General features: G+C 71.7%; 15 protein-coding genes, 1 tRNA gene and 1 other RNA gene. 6 read left to right on the forward strand and 11 right to left on the reverse strand.

The window, feature by feature from the left end:
• The first annotated feature begins 23 nt into the window (after nucleotides 1-23).
• A complete protein-coding gene (glnA, locus tag BQ6202_RS06680; protein ID WP_072313663.1) occupies nucleotides 24-1448 on the forward strand; it encodes a type I glutamate--ammonia ligase in 1425 nt (474 codons plus the stop codon).
• Between the two features lie 227 nt (nucleotides 1449-1675).
• On the opposite strand, the gene BQ6202_RS06685 is transcribed toward glnA, so the two are convergent.
• The 3 genes from BQ6202_RS06685 to BQ6202_RS06695 are packed head-to-tail and all read right to left on the reverse strand — an operon-like array spanning nucleotide 1676 to nucleotide 6171.
• Nucleotides 1676-1879 carry a zinc-ribbon domain-containing protein gene (locus tag BQ6202_RS06685; protein ID WP_072313664.1) on the reverse strand — a complete coding sequence of 68 codons (204 nt, stop codon included), beginning with the start codon at nucleotides 1877-1879 and terminating at the stop codon, nucleotides 1676-1678.
• 38 nt (nucleotides 1880-1917) lie between these two features.
• Entirely contained in the window at nucleotides 1918-4836 is a 2919-nt protein-coding gene (locus tag BQ6202_RS06690) for a bifunctional [glutamine synthetase] adenylyltransferase/[glutamine synthetase]-adenylyl-L-tyrosine phosphorylase (protein WP_072313665.1), read from the reverse strand.
• A gap of 3 nt (nucleotides 4837-4839) precedes the next feature.
• The gene (locus BQ6202_RS06695; protein ID WP_072313666.1) at nucleotides 4840-6171 is read right to left on the reverse strand and encodes a glutamine synthetase family protein; all 1332 of its coding nucleotides are present in this window, start codon (nucleotides 6169-6171) and stop codon (nucleotides 4840-4842) included.
• Between the two features lie 67 nt (nucleotides 6172-6238).
• On the opposite strand from BQ6202_RS06695, the gene panB reads away from it, so the two are divergent.
• Nucleotides 6239-7114: a 3-methyl-2-oxobutanoate hydroxymethyltransferase gene (gene panB / locus BQ6202_RS06700; protein WP_234946165.1), complete on the forward strand. Its 876-nt coding sequence runs from the start codon at nucleotides 6239-6241 to the stop codon at nucleotides 7112-7114.
• Between the two features lie 2 nt (nucleotides 7115-7116).
• On the forward strand, nucleotides 7117-7647 hold the full coding sequence (locus BQ6202_RS06705) for a DUF1697 domain-containing protein (protein WP_072313667.1): 531 nt from the start codon (nucleotides 7117-7119) through the stop codon (nucleotides 7645-7647).
• Between the two features lie 71 nt (nucleotides 7648-7718).
• Here the strand turns inward: BQ6202_RS06705 and BQ6202_RS06710 are convergent, their stop codons facing one another.
• The 3 genes from BQ6202_RS06710 to BQ6202_RS06720 all read right to left on the reverse strand — a co-directional run bounded on the left by BQ6202_RS06710 (nucleotide 7719) and on the right by BQ6202_RS06720 (nucleotide 10759).
• A complete protein-coding gene (locus BQ6202_RS06710; protein ID WP_072313668.1) occupies nucleotides 7719-7898 on the reverse strand; it encodes a hypothetical protein in 180 nt (59 codons plus the stop codon).
• A gap of 87 nt (nucleotides 7899-7985) precedes the next feature.
• Nucleotides 7986-9869, reverse strand: coding sequence for a glycoside hydrolase family 15 protein (locus BQ6202_RS06715; RefSeq protein WP_083587060.1), 1884 nt, complete (start codon nucleotides 9867-9869; stop codon nucleotides 7986-7988).
• Nucleotides 9866-10759 carry an SDR family oxidoreductase gene (locus BQ6202_RS06720; RefSeq protein WP_072313669.1) on the reverse strand — a complete coding sequence of 298 codons (894 nt, stop codon included), beginning with the start codon at nucleotides 10757-10759 and terminating at the stop codon, nucleotides 9866-9868. Before BQ6202_RS06720 ends, BQ6202_RS06715 begins: the two co-directional genes overlap by 4 nt.
• A 102-nt stretch (nucleotides 10760-10861) precedes the next feature.
• Between BQ6202_RS06720 and map the strand changes: the two genes are divergently transcribed.
• A complete protein-coding gene (map, locus tag BQ6202_RS06725; protein WP_072313670.1) occupies nucleotides 10862-11731 on the forward strand; it encodes a type I methionyl aminopeptidase in 870 nt (289 codons plus the stop codon).
• Between the two features lie 65 nt (nucleotides 11732-11796).
• Nucleotides 11797-12552: a polyphosphate--glucose phosphotransferase gene (gene ppgK, locus BQ6202_RS06730; protein WP_072313671.1), complete on the forward strand. Its 756-nt coding sequence runs from the start codon at nucleotides 11797-11799 to the stop codon at nucleotides 12550-12552.
• Between the two features lie 33 nt (nucleotides 12553-12585).
• On the opposite strand, the gene rnpB is transcribed toward ppgK, so the two are convergent.
• The 4 genes from rnpB to BQ6202_RS06750 all read right to left on the reverse strand — a co-directional run bounded on the left by rnpB (nucleotide 12586) and on the right by BQ6202_RS06750 (nucleotide 15735).
• Nucleotides 12586-12967, reverse strand: an RNA gene (rnpB, locus tag BQ6202_RS06735) — RNase P RNA component class A.
• Between the two features lie 24 nt (nucleotides 12968-12991).
• The gene (locus BQ6202_RS06740) at nucleotides 12992-14080 is read right to left on the reverse strand and encodes a hypothetical protein (RefSeq protein ID WP_072313672.1); all 1089 of its coding nucleotides are present in this window, start codon (nucleotides 14078-14080) and stop codon (nucleotides 12992-12994) included.
• An 87-nt stretch (nucleotides 14081-14167) separates the two neighbouring features.
• Nucleotides 14168-14908: a zinc ribbon domain-containing protein gene (locus tag BQ6202_RS06745; RefSeq protein WP_083587061.1), complete on the reverse strand. Its 741-nt coding sequence runs from the start codon at nucleotides 14906-14908 to the stop codon at nucleotides 14168-14170.
• Nucleotides 14899-15735, reverse strand: coding sequence for a Nif3-like dinuclear metal center hexameric protein (locus tag BQ6202_RS06750; protein ID WP_072313673.1), 837 nt, complete (start codon nucleotides 15733-15735; stop codon nucleotides 14899-14901). Before BQ6202_RS06750 ends, BQ6202_RS06745 begins: the two co-directional genes overlap by 10 nt.
• A 58-nt stretch (nucleotides 15736-15793) precedes the next feature.
• Between BQ6202_RS06750 and BQ6202_RS06755 the strand changes: the two genes are divergently transcribed.
• A tRNA-Val gene (locus BQ6202_RS06755) sits at nucleotides 15794-15866 on the forward strand.
• A gap of 3 nt (nucleotides 15867-15869) precedes the next feature.
• Here BQ6202_RS06755 and BQ6202_RS06760 read toward each other — a convergent pair.
• A complete protein-coding gene (locus BQ6202_RS06760; RefSeq protein ID WP_072313674.1) occupies nucleotides 15870-16328 on the reverse strand; it encodes a peroxiredoxin in 459 nt (152 codons plus the stop codon).
• Nucleotides 16329-16385: the final 57 nt, after the last annotated feature.

Below are 16385 nucleotides of genomic sequence, written 5' to 3' on the forward strand. Positions count from 1 at the left end.
CCCAACGCACGTCAAGGAGCAGCATGTTCAAGGATTCCTCCGAGGTCCTCGCCTTCATCAAGGACGAGGGGGTGCAGTTCCTCGACATCCGCTTCACCGACCTCCCCGGTGTGCAGCAGCACTTCAACATCCCCGCCTCGACGGTCGATGAGGAGTTCTTCAGCGTCGGCCAGCTCTTCGACGGCTCGTCGATCCGCGGCTTCGCGAGCATCCACGAGTCGGACATGCAGCTGATCCCCGACGTCACGACCTCCTACATCGACCCCTTCCGCGACGCGAAGACGCTCGTGATGATCTTCGACATCTACAACCCGCGCACGGGCGAGATCTACCACCGCGACCCGCGCCAGGTGGCGCACAAGGCCGAGCAGTACCTCGCATCGACGGGCATCGCCGACACCGCGTTCTTCGCGCCCGAGGCTGAGTTCTACGTCTTCGACGACGTGCGCTACGAGACGAAGTCGAACCAGTCGTTCTACGCGGTCGACTCCGAGGAGGGCGCCTGGAACTCCGGTCGCGTCGAGGAGGGCGGCAACCTGGGCAACAAGACGCCGTTCAAGGGCGGCTACTTCCCCGTCTCCCCCGTCGACAAGCAGGCCGACCTTCGCGACGACATCGTGCTCAAGCTCGAGGCGATCGGCCTGCAGGTCGAGCGCAGCCACCACGAGGTCGGCACCGGCGGCCAGGCCGAGATCAACTACCGCTTCAACACGATGGTGAAGGCCGCGGATGAGATCCTCGCCTTCAAGTACATCGTCAAGAACACCGCGGAGCAGTGGGGCAAGACGGCGACGTTCATGCCCAAGCCGCTCTTCGGCGACAACGGCTCCGGCATGCACACGCACCAGTCGCTGTGGCTCGACGGCACGCCGCTGTTCTTCGACGAGAACGGCTACGGCAACCTCTCCGACACGGCCCGCTGGTACATTGGCGGCCTGCTCGCCCACGCTCCCGCGGTGCTCGCGTTCACGAACCCGTCGATCAACTCCTATCGCCGCCTCGTGAAGGGCTTCGAGGCGCCGGTCAACCTGGTCTACTCGGCCGGCAACCGCTCGGCGGCCATCCGCATCCCGATCACCGGGTCGAACCCGAAGGCGAAGCGCATCGAGTTCCGCGCCCCCGACGCGGCGTCGAACCCCTACCTGGCGTTCGCGGCGCAGATGATGGCCGGCCTCGACGGCATCAAGAACCGCATCGAGCCGCACGAGCCGGTCGACAAGGACCTCTACGAGCTGCCGCCCGAGGAGGCGAAGAACATCCCCCAGGTGCCCGGCACCCTCGAGGAGGCGCTCGTCGCGCTCGAGAATGACCACGAGTTCCTGCTCGAGGGCAACGTCTTCACCAAGGACCTCATCGACACCTGGATCTCCTTCAAGCGGGAGACCGAGATCCTGCCGATGGCGCTGCGCCCGCACCCCTACGAGTTCGAGCTCTACTACGGGGTCTGACGAGACGCGCTGCGTCTGACGCACACACACGGCGGGGCCGGATCTCTTGGGGGGATCCGGCCCCGCTCTCTCGTCCCCCACCGCTCTGCGGCCGGCTCATCCCTGCCTCGCGCCTCTCCCCCGCGCTGGTCGCGTCAGGCAGATGTGCACGCACCTGCTGCCTGCACGCGTGTGCGACGACCGATGGGTGCACCTCTCTCGCGGTTGGGCGCGTCGAGCGGGCCGATTCAGACCGTGACGGCGTTGCCGCAGATGGTGCAGACCTCGAGCTCGCGACGGCCCCAGCGGGCGATCGGGATGAAGAAGAGCGTGAACTGCTTCGCCGTGCGAAGGCGGTTCCACACGGTCGTGTTCCCGCAGCGGCCGCACGTGCGCGTCTGACCCGCACCGAGCTCGTGCTCCTTGCTGCCGAAGCCGAAGATGAAGAACATCGCGCCAGCCTAGGGCGCGACGCGGCGCAGCACCTGGTTCAGCCCTCGTAGAAGACGCGGTCGAAGACGCGACGGGAGCGACGCGTGGTCGCGAGGTACTGCTCCTCCAGCGCCGCTGCCGAGCCCGAGGGCAGCCCCACGAGCCGAGCGACCGCCTCGAGCTCGCCACGATCCTCCGGGAGCAGGTCGATCGAGCGGGCGCGCGAGAGCGCGAGGGCGTTGCGGATGCGCGTGGCCAGCAGCCACGCCTCGCGCAGCACGCGCGCGTCGCGGTCGGCGAGGAGGTCGAGCCGCGCCGCGGCGCCGAGCGCCTCGAGCGTGGAGGGCGTTCGCAGGCTCGGCTCGCGGCCGGCGTGCCGCAGCTGCAGGAGCTGCACGAGCCACTCCACGTCGCTCAGCGCCCCGTCGCCCAGCTTCAGGTGGCGACGGCGGTCGGCGGCCTGCGGCAGGCGCTCGGTCTCAACCCGGGCCTTGATGCGGCGCACCTCGCGCACCGACGACGAAGGGAAGTCAGCCGGGTAGCGCCGCTCGTCGATGATCGCCATCAGCTCATCGGCGAGCTCCGCGTCGCCCGCGAAGGGTCGCGCGCGCAGCAGCGCCTGCGCCTCCCACGGTTCTGACCAGCGGTCGTAGTAGGCGCGATAGCTGTCGACCGTGCGCACGAGCGGGCCCTGGCGACCCTCGGGCCGCAGCCCGGCATCCAGCTCGAACGGCAGCGAGGGATCGGCGAGCGTCTCCTGCACCTTGCGCACGACCACGGTCGCGGCCGCGATCGGGTCGTCGTCGCCGCGCGCGACGTGCATGACGTCGATATCGCTGCCGAAGCCGATCTCGCGGCCGCCCGTGCGGCCCATGGTGATGATCGCGAACCGCAGGCCCTCGGGCGTGTGCAGCGTCACTGCCGCGTCGACGAGCGCGGCGGCGATCGCGGTGAGCGCGGCCCCGACGCCCGCCTCGTCGATGCGCTGCAGGGCGCTCGCGGTCGCGACGCGCAGGTGCTCGCGGCGCCGGAGGCCGCGCAGTGCCCGCTGCACCGCATCCGCATCGCCCTCGTGGCGCCGCAGGATCGCCGCGGTCTCCTCTCGCAGCGCCTCCTCGCTCCTGGGCCGCAGCTGCTCGTCGCTGTCGAGCCAGGACGCGGCCTCCGGCAGGCGCTCCATGAGTGAGCCGATGAGCCGCGACGACGAGAGCAGGTTCGTGAGGCGCCGCGCCGCGACGGGCGAATCGCGCAGCATGCGCAGGAACCACGGGCTGTCGCCGAGCGCCTCGCTCAGGCGGCGGAACGCCAGCAGACCCATGTCGGGGTCGGCACCCTCGGCGAACCAGCCGAGCAGCACCGGCAGCAGCAGCCGTTGGATCTGCGAGCGCCTCGAGACGCCGCCGGTGAGCTCGCCGATGTGCGCGAGCGCGCCCTTCGGGTCGACGTAGCCGGATGCCCGCAGGCGTCGCTGCGCGGCCTCGGGCGTCAGGTGCACGTCGTCGCGGTCGAGCGAGGCGACGGCGCCGAGCAGCGGGCGGTAGAAGATGCGCTCGTGCAAGGTCCGCACGGCCCGGCGCACCGCCTGCCACCGCTTCGCGAGCTCGTCGGCGCTCTCGAGCCGCGCGGTGCGGGCGAGCCTGCGCTGGTCGTCGGCGTCGATCGGCATGAGGTGGGTGCGCCGCATGCGCCAGAACTGGATGCGGTGCTCGAGCATGCGCAGGAACCGGTAGTGGTCGCTGAACTCGTCCCGGTCGCTGCGCCCGACGATGCCCCGGGCGGCGAGCGCGTCGAGCGCCTCGAGCGTGCCGCGCTGACGCAGCGACTCGTCGTCGGCGCCGTGGACGAGCTGCAGCAGCTGCACGGTGAACTCGATGTCGCGCACGCCCCCGGGGCCGAGCTTCAGCTGTCGGTCGACCTCGTCGGCGGGGATGTGCTCGGTGACGCGCTCGCGCATCCGCTGCACCGACTCGACGAAGCCGTCCCGGCTCGACGACTCCCACACCTTCGCGCGCACGGCGCCGTCGTAGGCAGCACCGAGGTGCTCGTCGCCCGCGATCGGCCGCGCCTTCAGCAGCGCCTGGAACTCCCACGACTTCGCCCAGCGGTCGTAGTAGGCCACGTGCGAGGCGAGCGTGCGGGTCAACGCGCCGTCCTTGCCCTCGGGCCGGAGGTTCGCATCGACCTCCCACAGCGGCGGCGCCTTCTGGAAGGCCGCGCACGCGGCCGTGGTCTCGCGCGCCAGCAGCGTCGCGATCTGCGTCGCGCGCGTCTCGTCGAGCTCGGCGTCGTCGGCGACGGCGTGCACCCAGATGACGTCGACGTCGCTGACGTAGTTCAGCTCGCGAGCGCCGGTCTTGCCCATGCCGATGACCGCGAGCCGCACGAGGTCGGCGTCGGCGCCGAAGCGCTCGCGCGCGACGGCACGGGCGATGGCGAGGCCGGCGTCGAGGGCGGCGGAGGCGAGGTCCGCGAGGGCGGCGGAGACCACCTGCACGCGCTCCTTCGGGTCCTCGAGCGCGAGATCCCACGCGACGAGCTCTGCCAAATGTCGGCGGTAGCGGCAGCGCATCGCTCCGACGGCCTCGGCCTGCGGCATGGTGGATGCGCCGTCACGGACCGCGACCGCCTGGAGCAGGCTGTCGCGATACTCGGCGGCCTCGCGCGGCGGCTGGGGGCGCAGGACGACGTCGAAGTCCTCCGCGTGGCGCTCGAGGTGCTCGGCCGTCCCGAGCGACCCGCCGAGCACGCGCAGGAGCGACGCCCGCCCCGCGTCGTCGCCCACCACATCCGACAGATCGATCCCGGCGCGCACGAAGCGCACGAGCATCTGCAGCGCCGTGTCGGCGTCAGCGGTGCGCGCGCACTCCTCGGCCGCGTCCTGCAGCTCCTCCGGCAGCTCCTGCAGCAGCGCCTCTGCCCTGTCGGGCTCGCGGTATCCCAGCCGCGCGAGCCGCGTGCGCGGCGATGGGATGCGCATGGGCTAGAGCGAGAGCAGGTTCGACTCGAGCTCCACGCGCGTCACCTGGTCGCGGTAGCGGCGCCAGTCCTCGCGCTTGTTGCGCAGGAAGTAGGAGAAGACCTGCTCCCCGAGCGTCTCGGCGACGAGCTCCGACTCCTCCATGGCGCGGATCGCCGCGTCGAGGCTCGTGGGCAGCGGCGTGTAGCCGAGGGCCTTGCGCTCCTTGTCGGAGAGCTGCCAGATGTCCTCGATCGCCTCGTCGGGCAGCTCGTAGCCCTCTTCGATGCCCTTGAGCCCAGCTGCCAGCAGCACCGAGAAGGCCAGGTAGGGGTTCGCCGCCGAGTCGAGGCCGCGGTACTCGACCCGCGCCGACTGCGCCTTGTTCGGCTTCGACAGCGGAACCCGCACGAGCGCCGAGCGGTTGTTGTGGCCCCAGCTGACGAAGCTCGGAGCCTCGTCGCCGGCCCACAGGCGCTTGTAGGAGTTGACGAACTGGTTCGTGACGGCCGTGAACTCGGGCGCGTGCCGCAGGAGGCCGGCGACGAAGTGGCGGCCCACCTTCGACAGCTGGTACTTGCCGCTCGGGTCGTGGAAGGCGTTCCGCTCCCCCTCGAACAGGGACATGTGCGTGTGCATGCCGCTGCCGGGGTGCCCTTCGAAGGGCTTCGGCATGAAGGTCGCGAAGACGCCCTCCGAGATCGCGACCTCCTTGACGATCGTGCGGAAGGTCATGATGTTGTCGGCGGTCGACAGCGCGTCGGCGTAGCGCAGGTCGATCTCGTTCTGGCCGGGGCCGGCCTCGTGGTGGCTGAACTCGACCGAGATGCCGATGTCCTCGAGCATCCGCACGCTCGCGCGACGGAAGTCGTGGGCGGTGCCGCCGGGCACGTTGTCGAAGTAGCCGGCGCGGTCGACGGGCTCGGGATGCTGGACGTCGGCCGACTTCAGCAGGTAGAACTCGCACTCGGGGTGCGTGTAGAAGCTGAAGCCGCGGTCGGCGGCCTTCGCGAGCGTGCGCTTGAGCACGCGGCGCGGGTCTGCGGCGGCGGGCTCGCCGTCGGGCGTGTAGATGTCGCAGAACATGCGGGCGGTCGGATCGACCTCACCGCGCCACGGGAGCACCTGGAAGGTCGAGGGGTCGGCCTTCGCGATGACGTCGGCCTCCGAGGAGCGCGAGAGGCCCTCGATCGACGAGCCGTCGATGCCCATGCCCTCGAGGAACGCGCCCTCGACCTCTGCCGGGGCGATCGCCACCGACTTCAGCGAGCCCAGGACATCCGTGAACCACAGCCTCACGAACTTGACGCCGCGCTCCTCGATCGTGCGAAGCACGAAGTCCTGCTGCTTGTCCATCCCGGCCCCTCTCTGCCTCTCATCAGGCTAGTGGGCGCGCGCTGCGGGTTAGGCTCGGGACATGGCGATGAACGAGAGCATGCCGACCGCGCCCGGTGAGCCCCAGGAGGTCGCAGCGCCCTACGGCGGCGCGAGCAGCGGGCCGAAGCGCGTGCGCATCAGGCACTTCGAGCGGGCGAAGCAGGATGGCGTGAAGATCGTGGGCCTCACCAGCTACGACTACCTGTCGGCGCAGATCTTCGACGCCGCGGGCATCGACTTCCTGCTCGTGGGCGACTCGGCCGGCAACACCGTCTTCGGCTACGACACGACCCTGCCCGTCACGGTCGACGAGCTCATCCCCCTCACGCGCGCCGTCGCGCGGGCCGCGAAGCGCGCGCTCGTCGTCGCCGACATGCCCTTCGGCTCGTACGAGGTGAACGCGCGCGAGGCGCTGCACACCGCGATCCGCTTCATGAAGGAGACGGGCGCGCACGCGGTGAAGATGGAGGGCGGCGAGCGCACGGCCGAGCAGATCCGCCGCGTCGTCGAGGCGGGCATCCCGGTGATGGGGCACGTCGGCTACACCCCGCAGTCGGAGCACGGCCTCGGCGGCCACGTGATCCAGGGTCGCGGTGAGGCGGGCGCCGAGCAGCTCATGCGCGATGCGGTCGCCGTGCAGGAGGCGGGCGCCTTCGCGGTGGTGCTCGAGATGGTGCCCTCTGAGTCGGCGAGGGCCGTCACCGAGGCGCTCCGCATCCCCACGCTGTCGGTCGGCGCCGGCCCGCACTGCGACGGCCAGCTGCTGGTGTGGAGCGACTGGGCCGGCATGACCACCGGTCGCATCCCCAAGTTCGTGAAGCAGTACGCGCAGCTGGGCGCCACGCTCGAGGCCGCCGCGATCGCGTTCCGCGAGGATGTCGCGAGCGGCGTCTACCCAGCGCGCGAGCACGAGTACGAGTAGCCGTGCGGGTCGCCCTGCTGCTGCGCGGCGTCAACGTCGGCGGCGTCACCGTGCGCTCGGCCGAGCTGCGCGCGCTGCTGGCTGATGCGGGGCTGGGCGACGTCTCCACGGTGCTCGCGAGCGGCAACGCGGTGGTGACGGCGTCGGATGCGGCGGGTGCCGCACGCACGGCGGAGCGCGCCTTGGAGGCGCGGTACGGCAGGCGCATCCGGGTGCTCGGCATCGGGGTCGAGGACCTCGCCGCGGCCGTGGCGGCCTATCCGCACGGCGAGGACGACGAGCACACGCCCTACGTCATCTTCGAGCTCGACCCCGGCGTCGCCGATGCGCTCGCACGCATCGAGACCGCACCGAACGAGGCGACCGCGGCGGGCGACGGCGTGCTCTACTGGTCGAATCCGAAGGGCACGACGCTGACGAGCGGGTTCGCGAAGGCCACGGAGCGCGCGGGGCGCGGCAAGGGCGGCGCCGGGAAGGACTCGACAACGACGCGCAACCTGCGGACGCTGCGGAAGGTCCTCGCGGCGGCCTGAGGCGTGCGCGTGCTGGGTCTCGAGACGCGAGCGCCTGCGGCGCGCGCTTCTCTACCGGCAGAGGTGACGTGTCAGTCGTCCTCGGCCGCGTCCTCCGCGGCCCAGGCGCGCGAGCGCTCCTTGATGATCTCCGGTGCTCGTGCGGCCTCGTCGCGCGAGGCGAAGGGCCCGGCCCGGTCGTAGCCGGGCGAGACCATGCCCTCTTCGACCACTCCGGTCTCGAGGTTGTACCAGTACTCGGCAGCGTTCATGCCTCCCGAGTGTAGGCGCACGACCTCCCGGCCCCGGCGAGCGGGACGCGGCGACGCCACTGCTCTGTGCGCTCGTCGCCGCCGGCGCTAGCCTCGCCCCGCCCGCTGTCCGCTCGGCGCGCCTCCGTGCTCGACGTCGTCGATGGTGAGCGCGGCGTTGACGAGAGCCAGGTGGCTGAGCGCCTGCGGCAGGTTGCCGAGGAACGCGCCCGTGTCGGCGTCGAGCATCTCGGCGAGCAGCCCGACGTCGTTCGGCGCCTCCGCGAGCAGCAGCTCCATCCGCTCCCGCGCCATGTCGACCTGCCCGCAGTGCGCACGCGCCGCGACCATCCAGAACGAGCAAGCGACGAACGAGGACTCCTCGTCGCCCGCGCCCGAGTAGCGCACGAGGTGCGGCCCCTCGCCGAGCTCGCCGTCGAGCGCGTCGAGCGTGCGACGCATCCGCTCGCCGCGGTCGAAGCCGCTGATCGCGTGGAGGAGGATCGACGCGTCCAGCCGATCGGTGCCGGGGTACCAGACGTACGCCCCGCGTTCCTCCGACCAGCAGTGCTCCTCGACCCAGTCGCGGATGGCGTCGGCCTCGAAGCGCCAGCGCTTCGCGTCACCGGGGATCTGCCCGAGCTCAGCCAGGTGCGCCGCCTGCTCCAGCGCGTGCCAGCAGCCGAGCTTCGAGGTCGTGTAGTGCTGATCCACCTCGAGCTCCCACATGCCGGCGTCCTTGCGGCGCCAGCTGTCGGCAGCGAGGTCGGCGATCTCGGCCATCAACCGCCCGGTCGGGGCATCGAGCACGTTGCCCGCGTCGACGTACATCGCGACGATGTTGAACACGTCGCCGTAGACGCCCAGCTGCAGCTGCGAGGCCGCGCGGTTGCCGGAGACCACCGGCTGCGCGCCACGCCAGCCTGGCACGTCGTGCTCGGTCACCTCGTCGCCGGGCACGCTGCCGTCGAGCCCGTGCAGCACGGCCGTCGCGTCGTCCTGCCCGCGGAGCAGCCGCAGCAGCCAGGTCATGGCCCCGTGCACCTCCTCGGTCGCGCCGAGCTGCAGGAGCACGGAGAGCGAGTAGGCCGTGTCGCGCACCCACGAGTAGCGGTAGTCCCAGTTCTTGCCCCCAGCGAGCGACTCCGGGAGCGAGGTCGTCGCAGCGGCCGTGATCCCCCCGGTCGGCCCGTAGATGAGCTGCTTGAGCAGCAGTGCGCTGCGATGCACGGCCTCCTGCCACTCGCCGCTGTAGTCGCACGACTCCGACCAGCGCGTCCACGACGCGATCGTGCGGTCGATGCCCGCATCCATCGACGCCGGGTCGGGCAGCAGGAGCGGCTCCTCATCGGTGGCGACGAGCCCCAGGAAGTGCCGCGAGCCAGGCGAGGTGCGGAAGCGAGCGACGACGCCGCGGGGCCCGGTCTCGAGCGCCTCGTGCCCGAGGACGCGGGGCGCGAGCGAGAGCCCGTCGAGCCGCAGCACCACGCCGTGCACGGTGTCGCTCGCCCACGGCGATGCCGCGCCCAGCAGCGTGCCGGGGGTGATCTCGCCGCACAGCTGGACCTCGCCCTCGACACCGTCGATGCGCCGCGCGAGCTCGCACCACGGCAGGCGCCCGGACTGCCCGGTGTTCAGCGCGTCGGTCACGCGCACGACACCGCTCGCCGTGAAGAACGTCGTCTCCAGGACGTTGGTGCCCGGCAGGTAGCGCCGCTCGACCTCGTGCGGCTCGACGGGCGCGAGCGCGATGCGCCCACCCGCCTCGGCGTCGAGGAGGGCGGCGAAGGCGGGCGGTGAATCGATCGCGGGCAGCGGCAGCCAATCGATGCTGCCGTCGCGCGCGACGAGCGCGATCGTCCGGCCGTCGCCGATCGGCGCGTACGTGCGCAGATCGGCGTAGCCCTCCGGATCGCGCTCGTCGAGCGCCACGCGCACCGGCGCGCCGCCGTCCCAGCGCAGCTGCGTGCCGACGGCGGCGCTCCTCGTCATGGCGTCGGCATCCCACCGTTGACGTGCAGGGTCTCGCCGACGACGTAGCTCGACTCGGCCGAGGCGAGGAACACGAACGCTGGGGCGAGCTCGGCCGGCTGCCCAGCACGCCCGAGCGGCGTCTGCTCGCCGAACTCGGGCAGCGCCTCGGTGGGCTGGCCGCCCGCCGTCTGCAGCGGCGTCCACACGGGGCCAGGGGCCACGACGTTCACGCGGATGCCGCGGGGGGCCAGCTGCTGCGAGAGCGCCTTGCTCATCGTGTTCATGGCGGCCTTGGTGGTCGCGTAGTCGACGAGGTGCTCCGAGGGCTGATAGGCCTGGATGGACGAGGTCGCGATGATCGAGGAACCGGGCGGCATGTGCGGCACGGCATCCTTCGACAGCCAGAAGAGCGGGTAGACGTTCGTCTTGAAGGTCTCGTCGAACTGCTCGTCCGAGAGGTCCTCGAGGCGCTCGACGTACTGCTGCTTGCCGCCGTTCGAGACCAGGATGTCGATGCCCCCGAGCCGCTCGACGGTCGTGCGCACGAGCTCCGAGCAGTACGCCCGGTCGGTGAGGTCGCCGGGGATCGCGACCGCGGTGCGGCCCGCCTCCTCGATCAGGGCGACGATGCGCTGCGCATCGCTCTCCTCCTCCGGCAGGTAGGAGATGGCGACGTCGGCGCCCTCGCGCGCGAACGCGATCGCCGTCGCGGCGCCGATGCCGGAGTCACCGCCGGTGATGAGGGCCTTGCGACCCTCGAGCTTGCCTGAGCCGCGGTAGGTGTGCTCGCCGAGGTCGGCCGTGTCGCGCATCTCGGAGTCGAGCCCGGGGCCCTCCTGCGAGATCGCCCGCGTGGTGATGTCGGCGTAGAGCTTAGTCGGGTCCTGGAACGTGTACTGATCAGCCATGCTTCGACCCTATGGACGGCACCTGATCGCGATTCGGAGCCGGTGCACTGCCAGCACCCAGGTGCGGGCTGCCGGCGCTCCGCTGTCCCTAGGATTGAGCGCATGCCGAAGGACGCCGCTGGCCACCTCATCCCCGGCCGCGTCGGCCCCCTCCGTCGGGTCGACGCATCCGTCACCCGGCCGGAGTACGTGGGCAAGCCCGCTCCGGCCAAGCACACCGGCGGCGACGTCTACGACGACGCCACGATCGAGCGCATCCGTGCCGCGGGCACCATCGCCGCGGATGCGATCGCGGCCGTCGGCGCGGCAGTGCGGCCGGGCATCTCGACCGACGAGCTCGACGCCATCGGGCACGAGGCGGTGACGAGCCGCGGCGCCTACCCCTCGACCCTCGGCTACCGCGGCTTCCCGAAGTCGGTGTGCTCGAGCGTCAACGAGGTGGTGTGCCACGGCATCCCGGACGACACCGTGCTCGAGGCCGGTGACATCGTCAACATCGACATCACGGCCTTCAAGGAGGGCGTGCACGGCGACTCGAACCGCACGTTCATCGTCGGCGAGGCCTCCGACGAGGTGACGCAGCTCGTCGAGCGCACCGAGGAGTCGCTGCGTCGAGCCATCAAGGCCGTCGTGCCGGGGCGCCGCGTCAACGTCATCGGGCGCACGATCGAGATGTACGCGAGGCGCTTCGGCTACGGCGTGGTCCGCGACTTCACCGGCCACGGCGTCGGCACCTCGTTCCACTCCGGGCTGATCATCCCCCACTACGACACCGATCGCTTCGACGCGGAGATCCTGCCCGGCATGGTCTTCACCATCGAGCCGATGCTCACGCTCGGCACGCACGAGTGGGAGATGTGGGACGACGACTGGACGGTGGTGACGAAGGATCGCTCGATCACCGCCCAGTTCGAGCACACGATCGTGGTGCGCGAGTCGGGAGCCGAGATCCTCACGCTGCCCTCCGCCTGAGGCTGCCAGCACCCCGTCACCGCGAAGCGCCGCGACGGAACCGATTCCATGGCAGGATCGACCGCGTGGCGAAGTCAAAGCACAAGGCAGTCGGAGTCGACATCGGCGGGACGGGCGTCAAGGCCGCTCTCGTCGACGTGCACAGCGGCGAGCTCCTCAGCGATCGCGTGAAGGTGCCGACGCCCGCGGGTGGCGAGCCGGACGCGATCCGCGACGCCGTCGTCGAGCTCGTTGGACGCCTCGACATCGAGGAGACGACGCCGATCGGGGTCACGTTCCCGGCCATCGTGCGGCACGGCCGCACCATGAGCGCCGCGAACGTCTCGAAGGCCTGGATCGGCCTCGAGGCCGAGCAGCTGTTCGAGCGGGCGCTCGGTCGCGACATCCACTTCGTGAACGACGCGGATGCGGCGGGCTTCGCCGAGGACCACTACGGCGCGGCCAAGGACGCCTCGGGCCTCGTCATCATGACGACGCTCGGCACCGGCATCGGCGGCGCGCTGATCTACAACGGCACGCTGATCCCGAACGCCGAGCTCGGGCACCTCGAGGTCGACGGGCACGACGCGGAGACGCGCGCATCGAACCGCGCGCGCGAGCGCGAGGAGCTCAGCTGGGAGGTGTGGGCGCAGCGCCTGCAGCGCTACTACAGCCACCTCGAGTTCCTCTTCTCCCCCGACCTCTTCGTCGTCGGCGGCGGGGTCTCGAAGTCGGCAGACCTCTTCCTGCCGCTGCTCGACCTGCAGACGCCGATCGTGCCCGCGATGCTGCGCAACAACGCCGGCATCATCGGCGCCGCCGCCCTCGCGCGCGGCGTCTGACGGCGCGCCGGCAGCAGCGCGTCGCGGTGAGGGCGAATCGGCCGGCCGATACGCCGGGTTCTGTCGTGGACGGTCATCTCTCTACGGGATGCATTGCTGCAGCCCTCTAGCGACCTACCCGCGGATGGGACGAGCAGCCCCGTGATCCGCTGTCTGGTCTTGCTCCGGGCGAGGTTTGCCTAGCCGCGGCGCTCGCACGCCACGCTGGTGGGCTCTTGCCCCACCGTTTCACTCCTGGCCTGCCGATGCCCGAGGGCGCCGGCTGGTGGATCTGCTCTCTGTTGCACTTGCTCGCGGGTTGCCCCGGGTGGACGTTATCCACCGCCCTGCTCTGTGGAGCCCGGACGTTCCTCGGCACCGTCCGCCGCACCCCGAGGGCTGCTGCGACCGATGACGCGACCGCCTGGCCGACCGATTCGCTCCTCGCAGGATACCGCGATCAGTCCTCGAGGCGCTTCCGGTAGTAGGCGGTCGCGTGCAGCGGCCGCCCGCCGAAGCGCGAGAACTGCCGCGCCGACCCGGGGTTCTGCCGCCCGACCGGGGTCGACCGCAGCCGCTGGCAGCCGATGTCGGCGAGGTTCGCGTGCAGGCGACGGCTCAGGAGCGAGACGATGCCCTTGCCCTGCGCATCCGGCCTCGCGCCCTGGATCACGAGCACCGCATCCGGCCGCAGGCCCTTGCGGCTCGTGACCAGCTGCCACCGCTCGCGAGCGCCCAGGCGACCCCCGGACGCCTGCAGCAGCGGCGTCGCGTCGAGCACGGCGAGGACGAAGGCGAGCGGGTGCTCCTGCTCGTCGCGCGCGATCAGGAACAGGCCGGGCTCGTGCAGCAGCCACAGCCCCGCGAACTGCGCGCGCAGCTCGGCGGCGGTGAACGGCGTGAAGTAGGGCAGCAGCGCGAAGGAGTCGTTGAGGAGCGGCAGCAGCGCGCGCAGCCCGCGCCCCAGGCCAGCGCGCGTCACCTCGTCGATGCGGATGCCGGCGGCGTCGAGCTCCGCGACGCTCGGCCCGTCGTCGTCGACGACGTCGACCAGCCAGGTGTCGCCCTCGTACCAGCGCGACATGCCGCGGGCCTCGAGCGCCTCCGGCAGCCACTCGGCGTTCCACGGGGCGTCGGGGAACGCGCGCTCCTCGAAGCCCGTCGTGATGACACCGCCCGACTGGTTCGGCAGCAGCTGTGCCGGGCCGAAGAGCTCGTCGGCCCCGGCCGCCCGCGCGCGTCGTTCGATGTCGTCGAGCAGTGTGGCGAGCACGGATGCGTCCGGCGCCGCGAGCGCGCCGAACACGAGCGCGCGGGCGTGCAACCGGGCATCGAGCCGATCGTCGCGGTGCACGATCGCCCGGCCGACGTGCTCGTCGCCGTCGCGCGCCAGCAGGAGGGTGATGCGGTGCGGATGCGGGGCGCTGCCCCGGAACCAGGCTCGCACGGTGCGCTCGAGGAGGGGCACGGAGCGGCCGCCGTGCGTCTCGCGCCCGAGCCGGAGGAACGCGGCGAGGCCCGCCTCGTCGGCGACCTCGACGACCTCCATGCGGCACCCCCTGACGACGATGCTATGTCGCGCAGGGGCCCTGCGGGGCGGGTTCGGGCCCGCTCGGGAGGCGGGATCCTGCGCGGCTCAGATCCCGCTCTCCTCCGTGCGCACCAGGATCGCCGAGGAGTTCGGATCCAGCAGCACGTCGTCCTCGCCGGCCTGGCGGATCTCGTGCAGCTCGGACGAGGTGAGCTCGACGCCGGACGCCGTGGACGTGCGGTGCTGCAGCAGGGTGGCCCCGATGCCGTAGCGCTCGCGCTGGCGGTCGTAGAGCGCGAGCAGCTCGGCAGGCACCGTCGCGGCGCGATCGCCGCGCTCGGCGCGCGCCTGCTCGAGCTCTCCCTGGAGCCCGGCCGCCTCGACGTCGCGCTCGCCCGCCAGTCGCTCGCGCTCGGAGCGCGCGCTGTGGGCGGCCTCGCGTGCGGCGGCGAGCGCAGCCGCCGCATCCTCCTGGCGCTGCATCGCCTCGAGCTCGAGGTCCTCGAGGTCGCTGCGCCGCTTCTCGAGCGTGACGATCTCGTGCTCGGTCGCCGTCGCGACCTTCGCGTCGGTGATCGCCGGCAGCCGGTCGCGGTTGCGCTGCAGCCGCGCCTCGACGGTCTGCACGTCGTTCTCGATGCGCGCGACATCAGCGCCGATGTCGTCGTGCTCGCCGAGGCGCTCGAGCACCGTGCGATCGAGCCGCATGAGCTCGGTATCGAGCTCGTCGATGCGCTTCGTCTGCGGCAGCGCCTTGAGCTTGCCGGTGAGCCGCACGATGCGCGTGTCGACCTCCTGCAGCGTCAGCAGCCGCCGCTGATCCTGGTTGGTCGCCTTCAGTGCCATGCCTGCTCCTCCTGCGGGACCGCGAAGTCCCATGGGTCTGTCCTGATCTCGCTCACGATGACGTCGACGCCGGGCAGCGCCTGGCGCAGCTGCTCGGCCGCCGGCCGCAGCCACAGCGACTCGCTCGCCCAGTGCGAGACGTCGACGAGCGCGGGACCGTCACCCGCCTCATGACGCTCGCGCGCATCCGACGCGGGGTGGTGGCGCAGGTCGCTCGTGATGTAGACGTCGGCGGCGGCGACCGCGGGCTCGCGCAGCAGCGAGTCGCCCGCGCCCCCGCAGATCGCCACGCGCGCGACCGGGCGCTCCGGATCGCCCGCGGCGCGCAGCCCTCCCGCGACGGCCGGCACGAGTCCGGCGAGCCGCTCGACCAGGTCGCGGAGCGCGACGGGCTCGGGCAGATCGCCCACCCGGCCGAGCCCCTTGGAGGGGTCGACGCGGTTGACGACGATCGGCTGCACGTCGACGAGGCCGAGCATCGAGGCCAGCTCGCCGCTCGTGCCCCTGTCGACGGCGTCCGCGTTGGTGTGCGCGGCGAGCAGGGCGACGCGCTCGCGCACGAGCCGCGTGATGACGCGCCCGGCTGGCGTCGTGGCGGCGACGCTGGTCGCGCCGCGCAGCAGCAGCGGGTGGTGCACCAGCAGCAGATCCGCGCCGCGCTCGACCGCCTCGGCGGCGGTGGCGCCGACGGCGTCGACGGCGAGCAGGATGCGCTGCACGCCATCGGCCGGATCACCGGCCACGAGCCCCACGGCGTCCCAGTCCTCTGCGGTGGCGGCGGGCCAGAGCGACTCCACCGCCAGCTGCACATCGGCGACGCTGGTCATGCGCTCCATCCTAGGGATGCGCGGCGGGCGTCCCGGACGGGTGGCAGGATGGCCGAAGGGGCGGTTGGCGCAGCTGGTAGCGCACTTCGCTTACACCGAAGGGGTCGCCGGTTCGAGCCCGGCACCGCCCACCGCTAGCGGAGCCGCGCGAGCGCCTCGCGATAGGCCGCCATGTCGCGCGTCTCTGAGGGGCTCACCCTGAAGTGCGCCGCGATCCTGCCGTCGGCGTCGATCACGTAGGTCGCTCGCGTCGCGACGCCGCGCTCGGGCAGGAAGGCGTCGTAGGCCTTTGCGACCGCACCGTGCGGCCAGAAGTCGCTCAGCAGCGGGAACCCGAGGCGCTCCTGCTCGTGGAAGACCGCGAGCGATGCCGCCGCATCCACCGAGACGCCGAAGACCCTCGCGCTCGCGCCCTCGAAGTCGGCCAGCTCGTCCCTGATCGAGCACAGCTCCCCCGTGCAGCGGCCGGTGAACGCGAGGGGGTAGAAGACCAGCACGACCGGGGTGCCGCGCAGCTCCGAGAGCGTGACCGCCTCGCCGGTGTGGTCGGTGAGCGTGAAGTCGGGGGCTTGGTCGCCGATCTGCAGTGCCATGCGCGTCCTCTCTGCAGGTGCTCGTAGGTGCACCCATCGTGGCACCCGCGGTCGATA

The organism is Agrococcus sp. Marseille-P2731, from assembly GCF_900117395.1.
GTDB lineage: Bacteria > Actinomycetota > Actinomycetes > Actinomycetales > Microbacteriaceae > Agrococcus.

Bases quoted from the DNA above. Each gene is read 5' to 3' on its own strand.
- glnA (WP_072313663.1), top strand. From the start codon at position 24: ATGTTCAAGGATTCCTCCGAGGTCCTCGCCTTCATCAAGGACGAGGGG.
- BQ6202_RS06685 (WP_072313664.1), bottom strand. From the start codon at position 1,879: ATGTTCTTCATCTTCGGCTTCGGCAGCAAGGAGCACGAGCTCGGTGCG.
- BQ6202_RS06690 (WP_072313665.1), bottom strand. From the start codon at position 4,836: ATGCGCATCCCATCGCCGCGCACGCGGCTCGCGCGGCTGGGATACCGC.
- BQ6202_RS06695 (WP_072313666.1), bottom strand. From the start codon at position 6,171: ATGGACAAGCAGCAGGACTTCGTGCTTCGCACGATCGAGGAGCGCGGC.
- panB (WP_234946165.1), top strand. From the start codon at position 6,239: ATGAACGAGAGCATGCCGACCGCGCCCGGTGAGCCCCAGGAGGTCGCA.
- BQ6202_RS06710 (WP_072313668.1), bottom strand. From the start codon at position 7,898: ATGAACGCTGCCGAGTACTGGTACAACCTCGAGACCGGAGTGGTCGAA.
- BQ6202_RS06715 (WP_083587060.1), bottom strand. From the start codon at position 9,869: ATGACGAGGAGCGCCGCCGTCGGCACGCAGCTGCGCTGGGACGGCGGC.
- BQ6202_RS06720 (WP_072313669.1), bottom strand. From the start codon at position 10,759: ATGGCTGATCAGTACACGTTCCAGGACCCGACTAAGCTCTACGCCGAC.
- map (WP_072313670.1), top strand. From the start codon at position 10,862: ATGCCGAAGGACGCCGCTGGCCACCTCATCCCCGGCCGCGTCGGCCCC.
- BQ6202_RS06740 (WP_072313672.1), bottom strand. From the start codon at position 14,080: ATGGAGGTCGTCGAGGTCGCCGACGAGGCGGGCCTCGCCGCGTTCCTC.
- BQ6202_RS06745 (WP_083587061.1), bottom strand. From the start codon at position 14,908: ATGGCACTGAAGGCGACCAACCAGGATCAGCGGCGGCTGCTGACGCTG.
- BQ6202_RS06750 (WP_072313673.1), bottom strand. From the start codon at position 15,735: ATGACCAGCGTCGCCGATGTGCAGCTGGCGGTGGAGTCGCTCTGGCCC.
- BQ6202_RS06760 (WP_072313674.1), bottom strand. From the start codon at position 16,328: ATGGCACTGCAGATCGGCGACCAAGCCCCCGACTTCACGCTCACCGAC.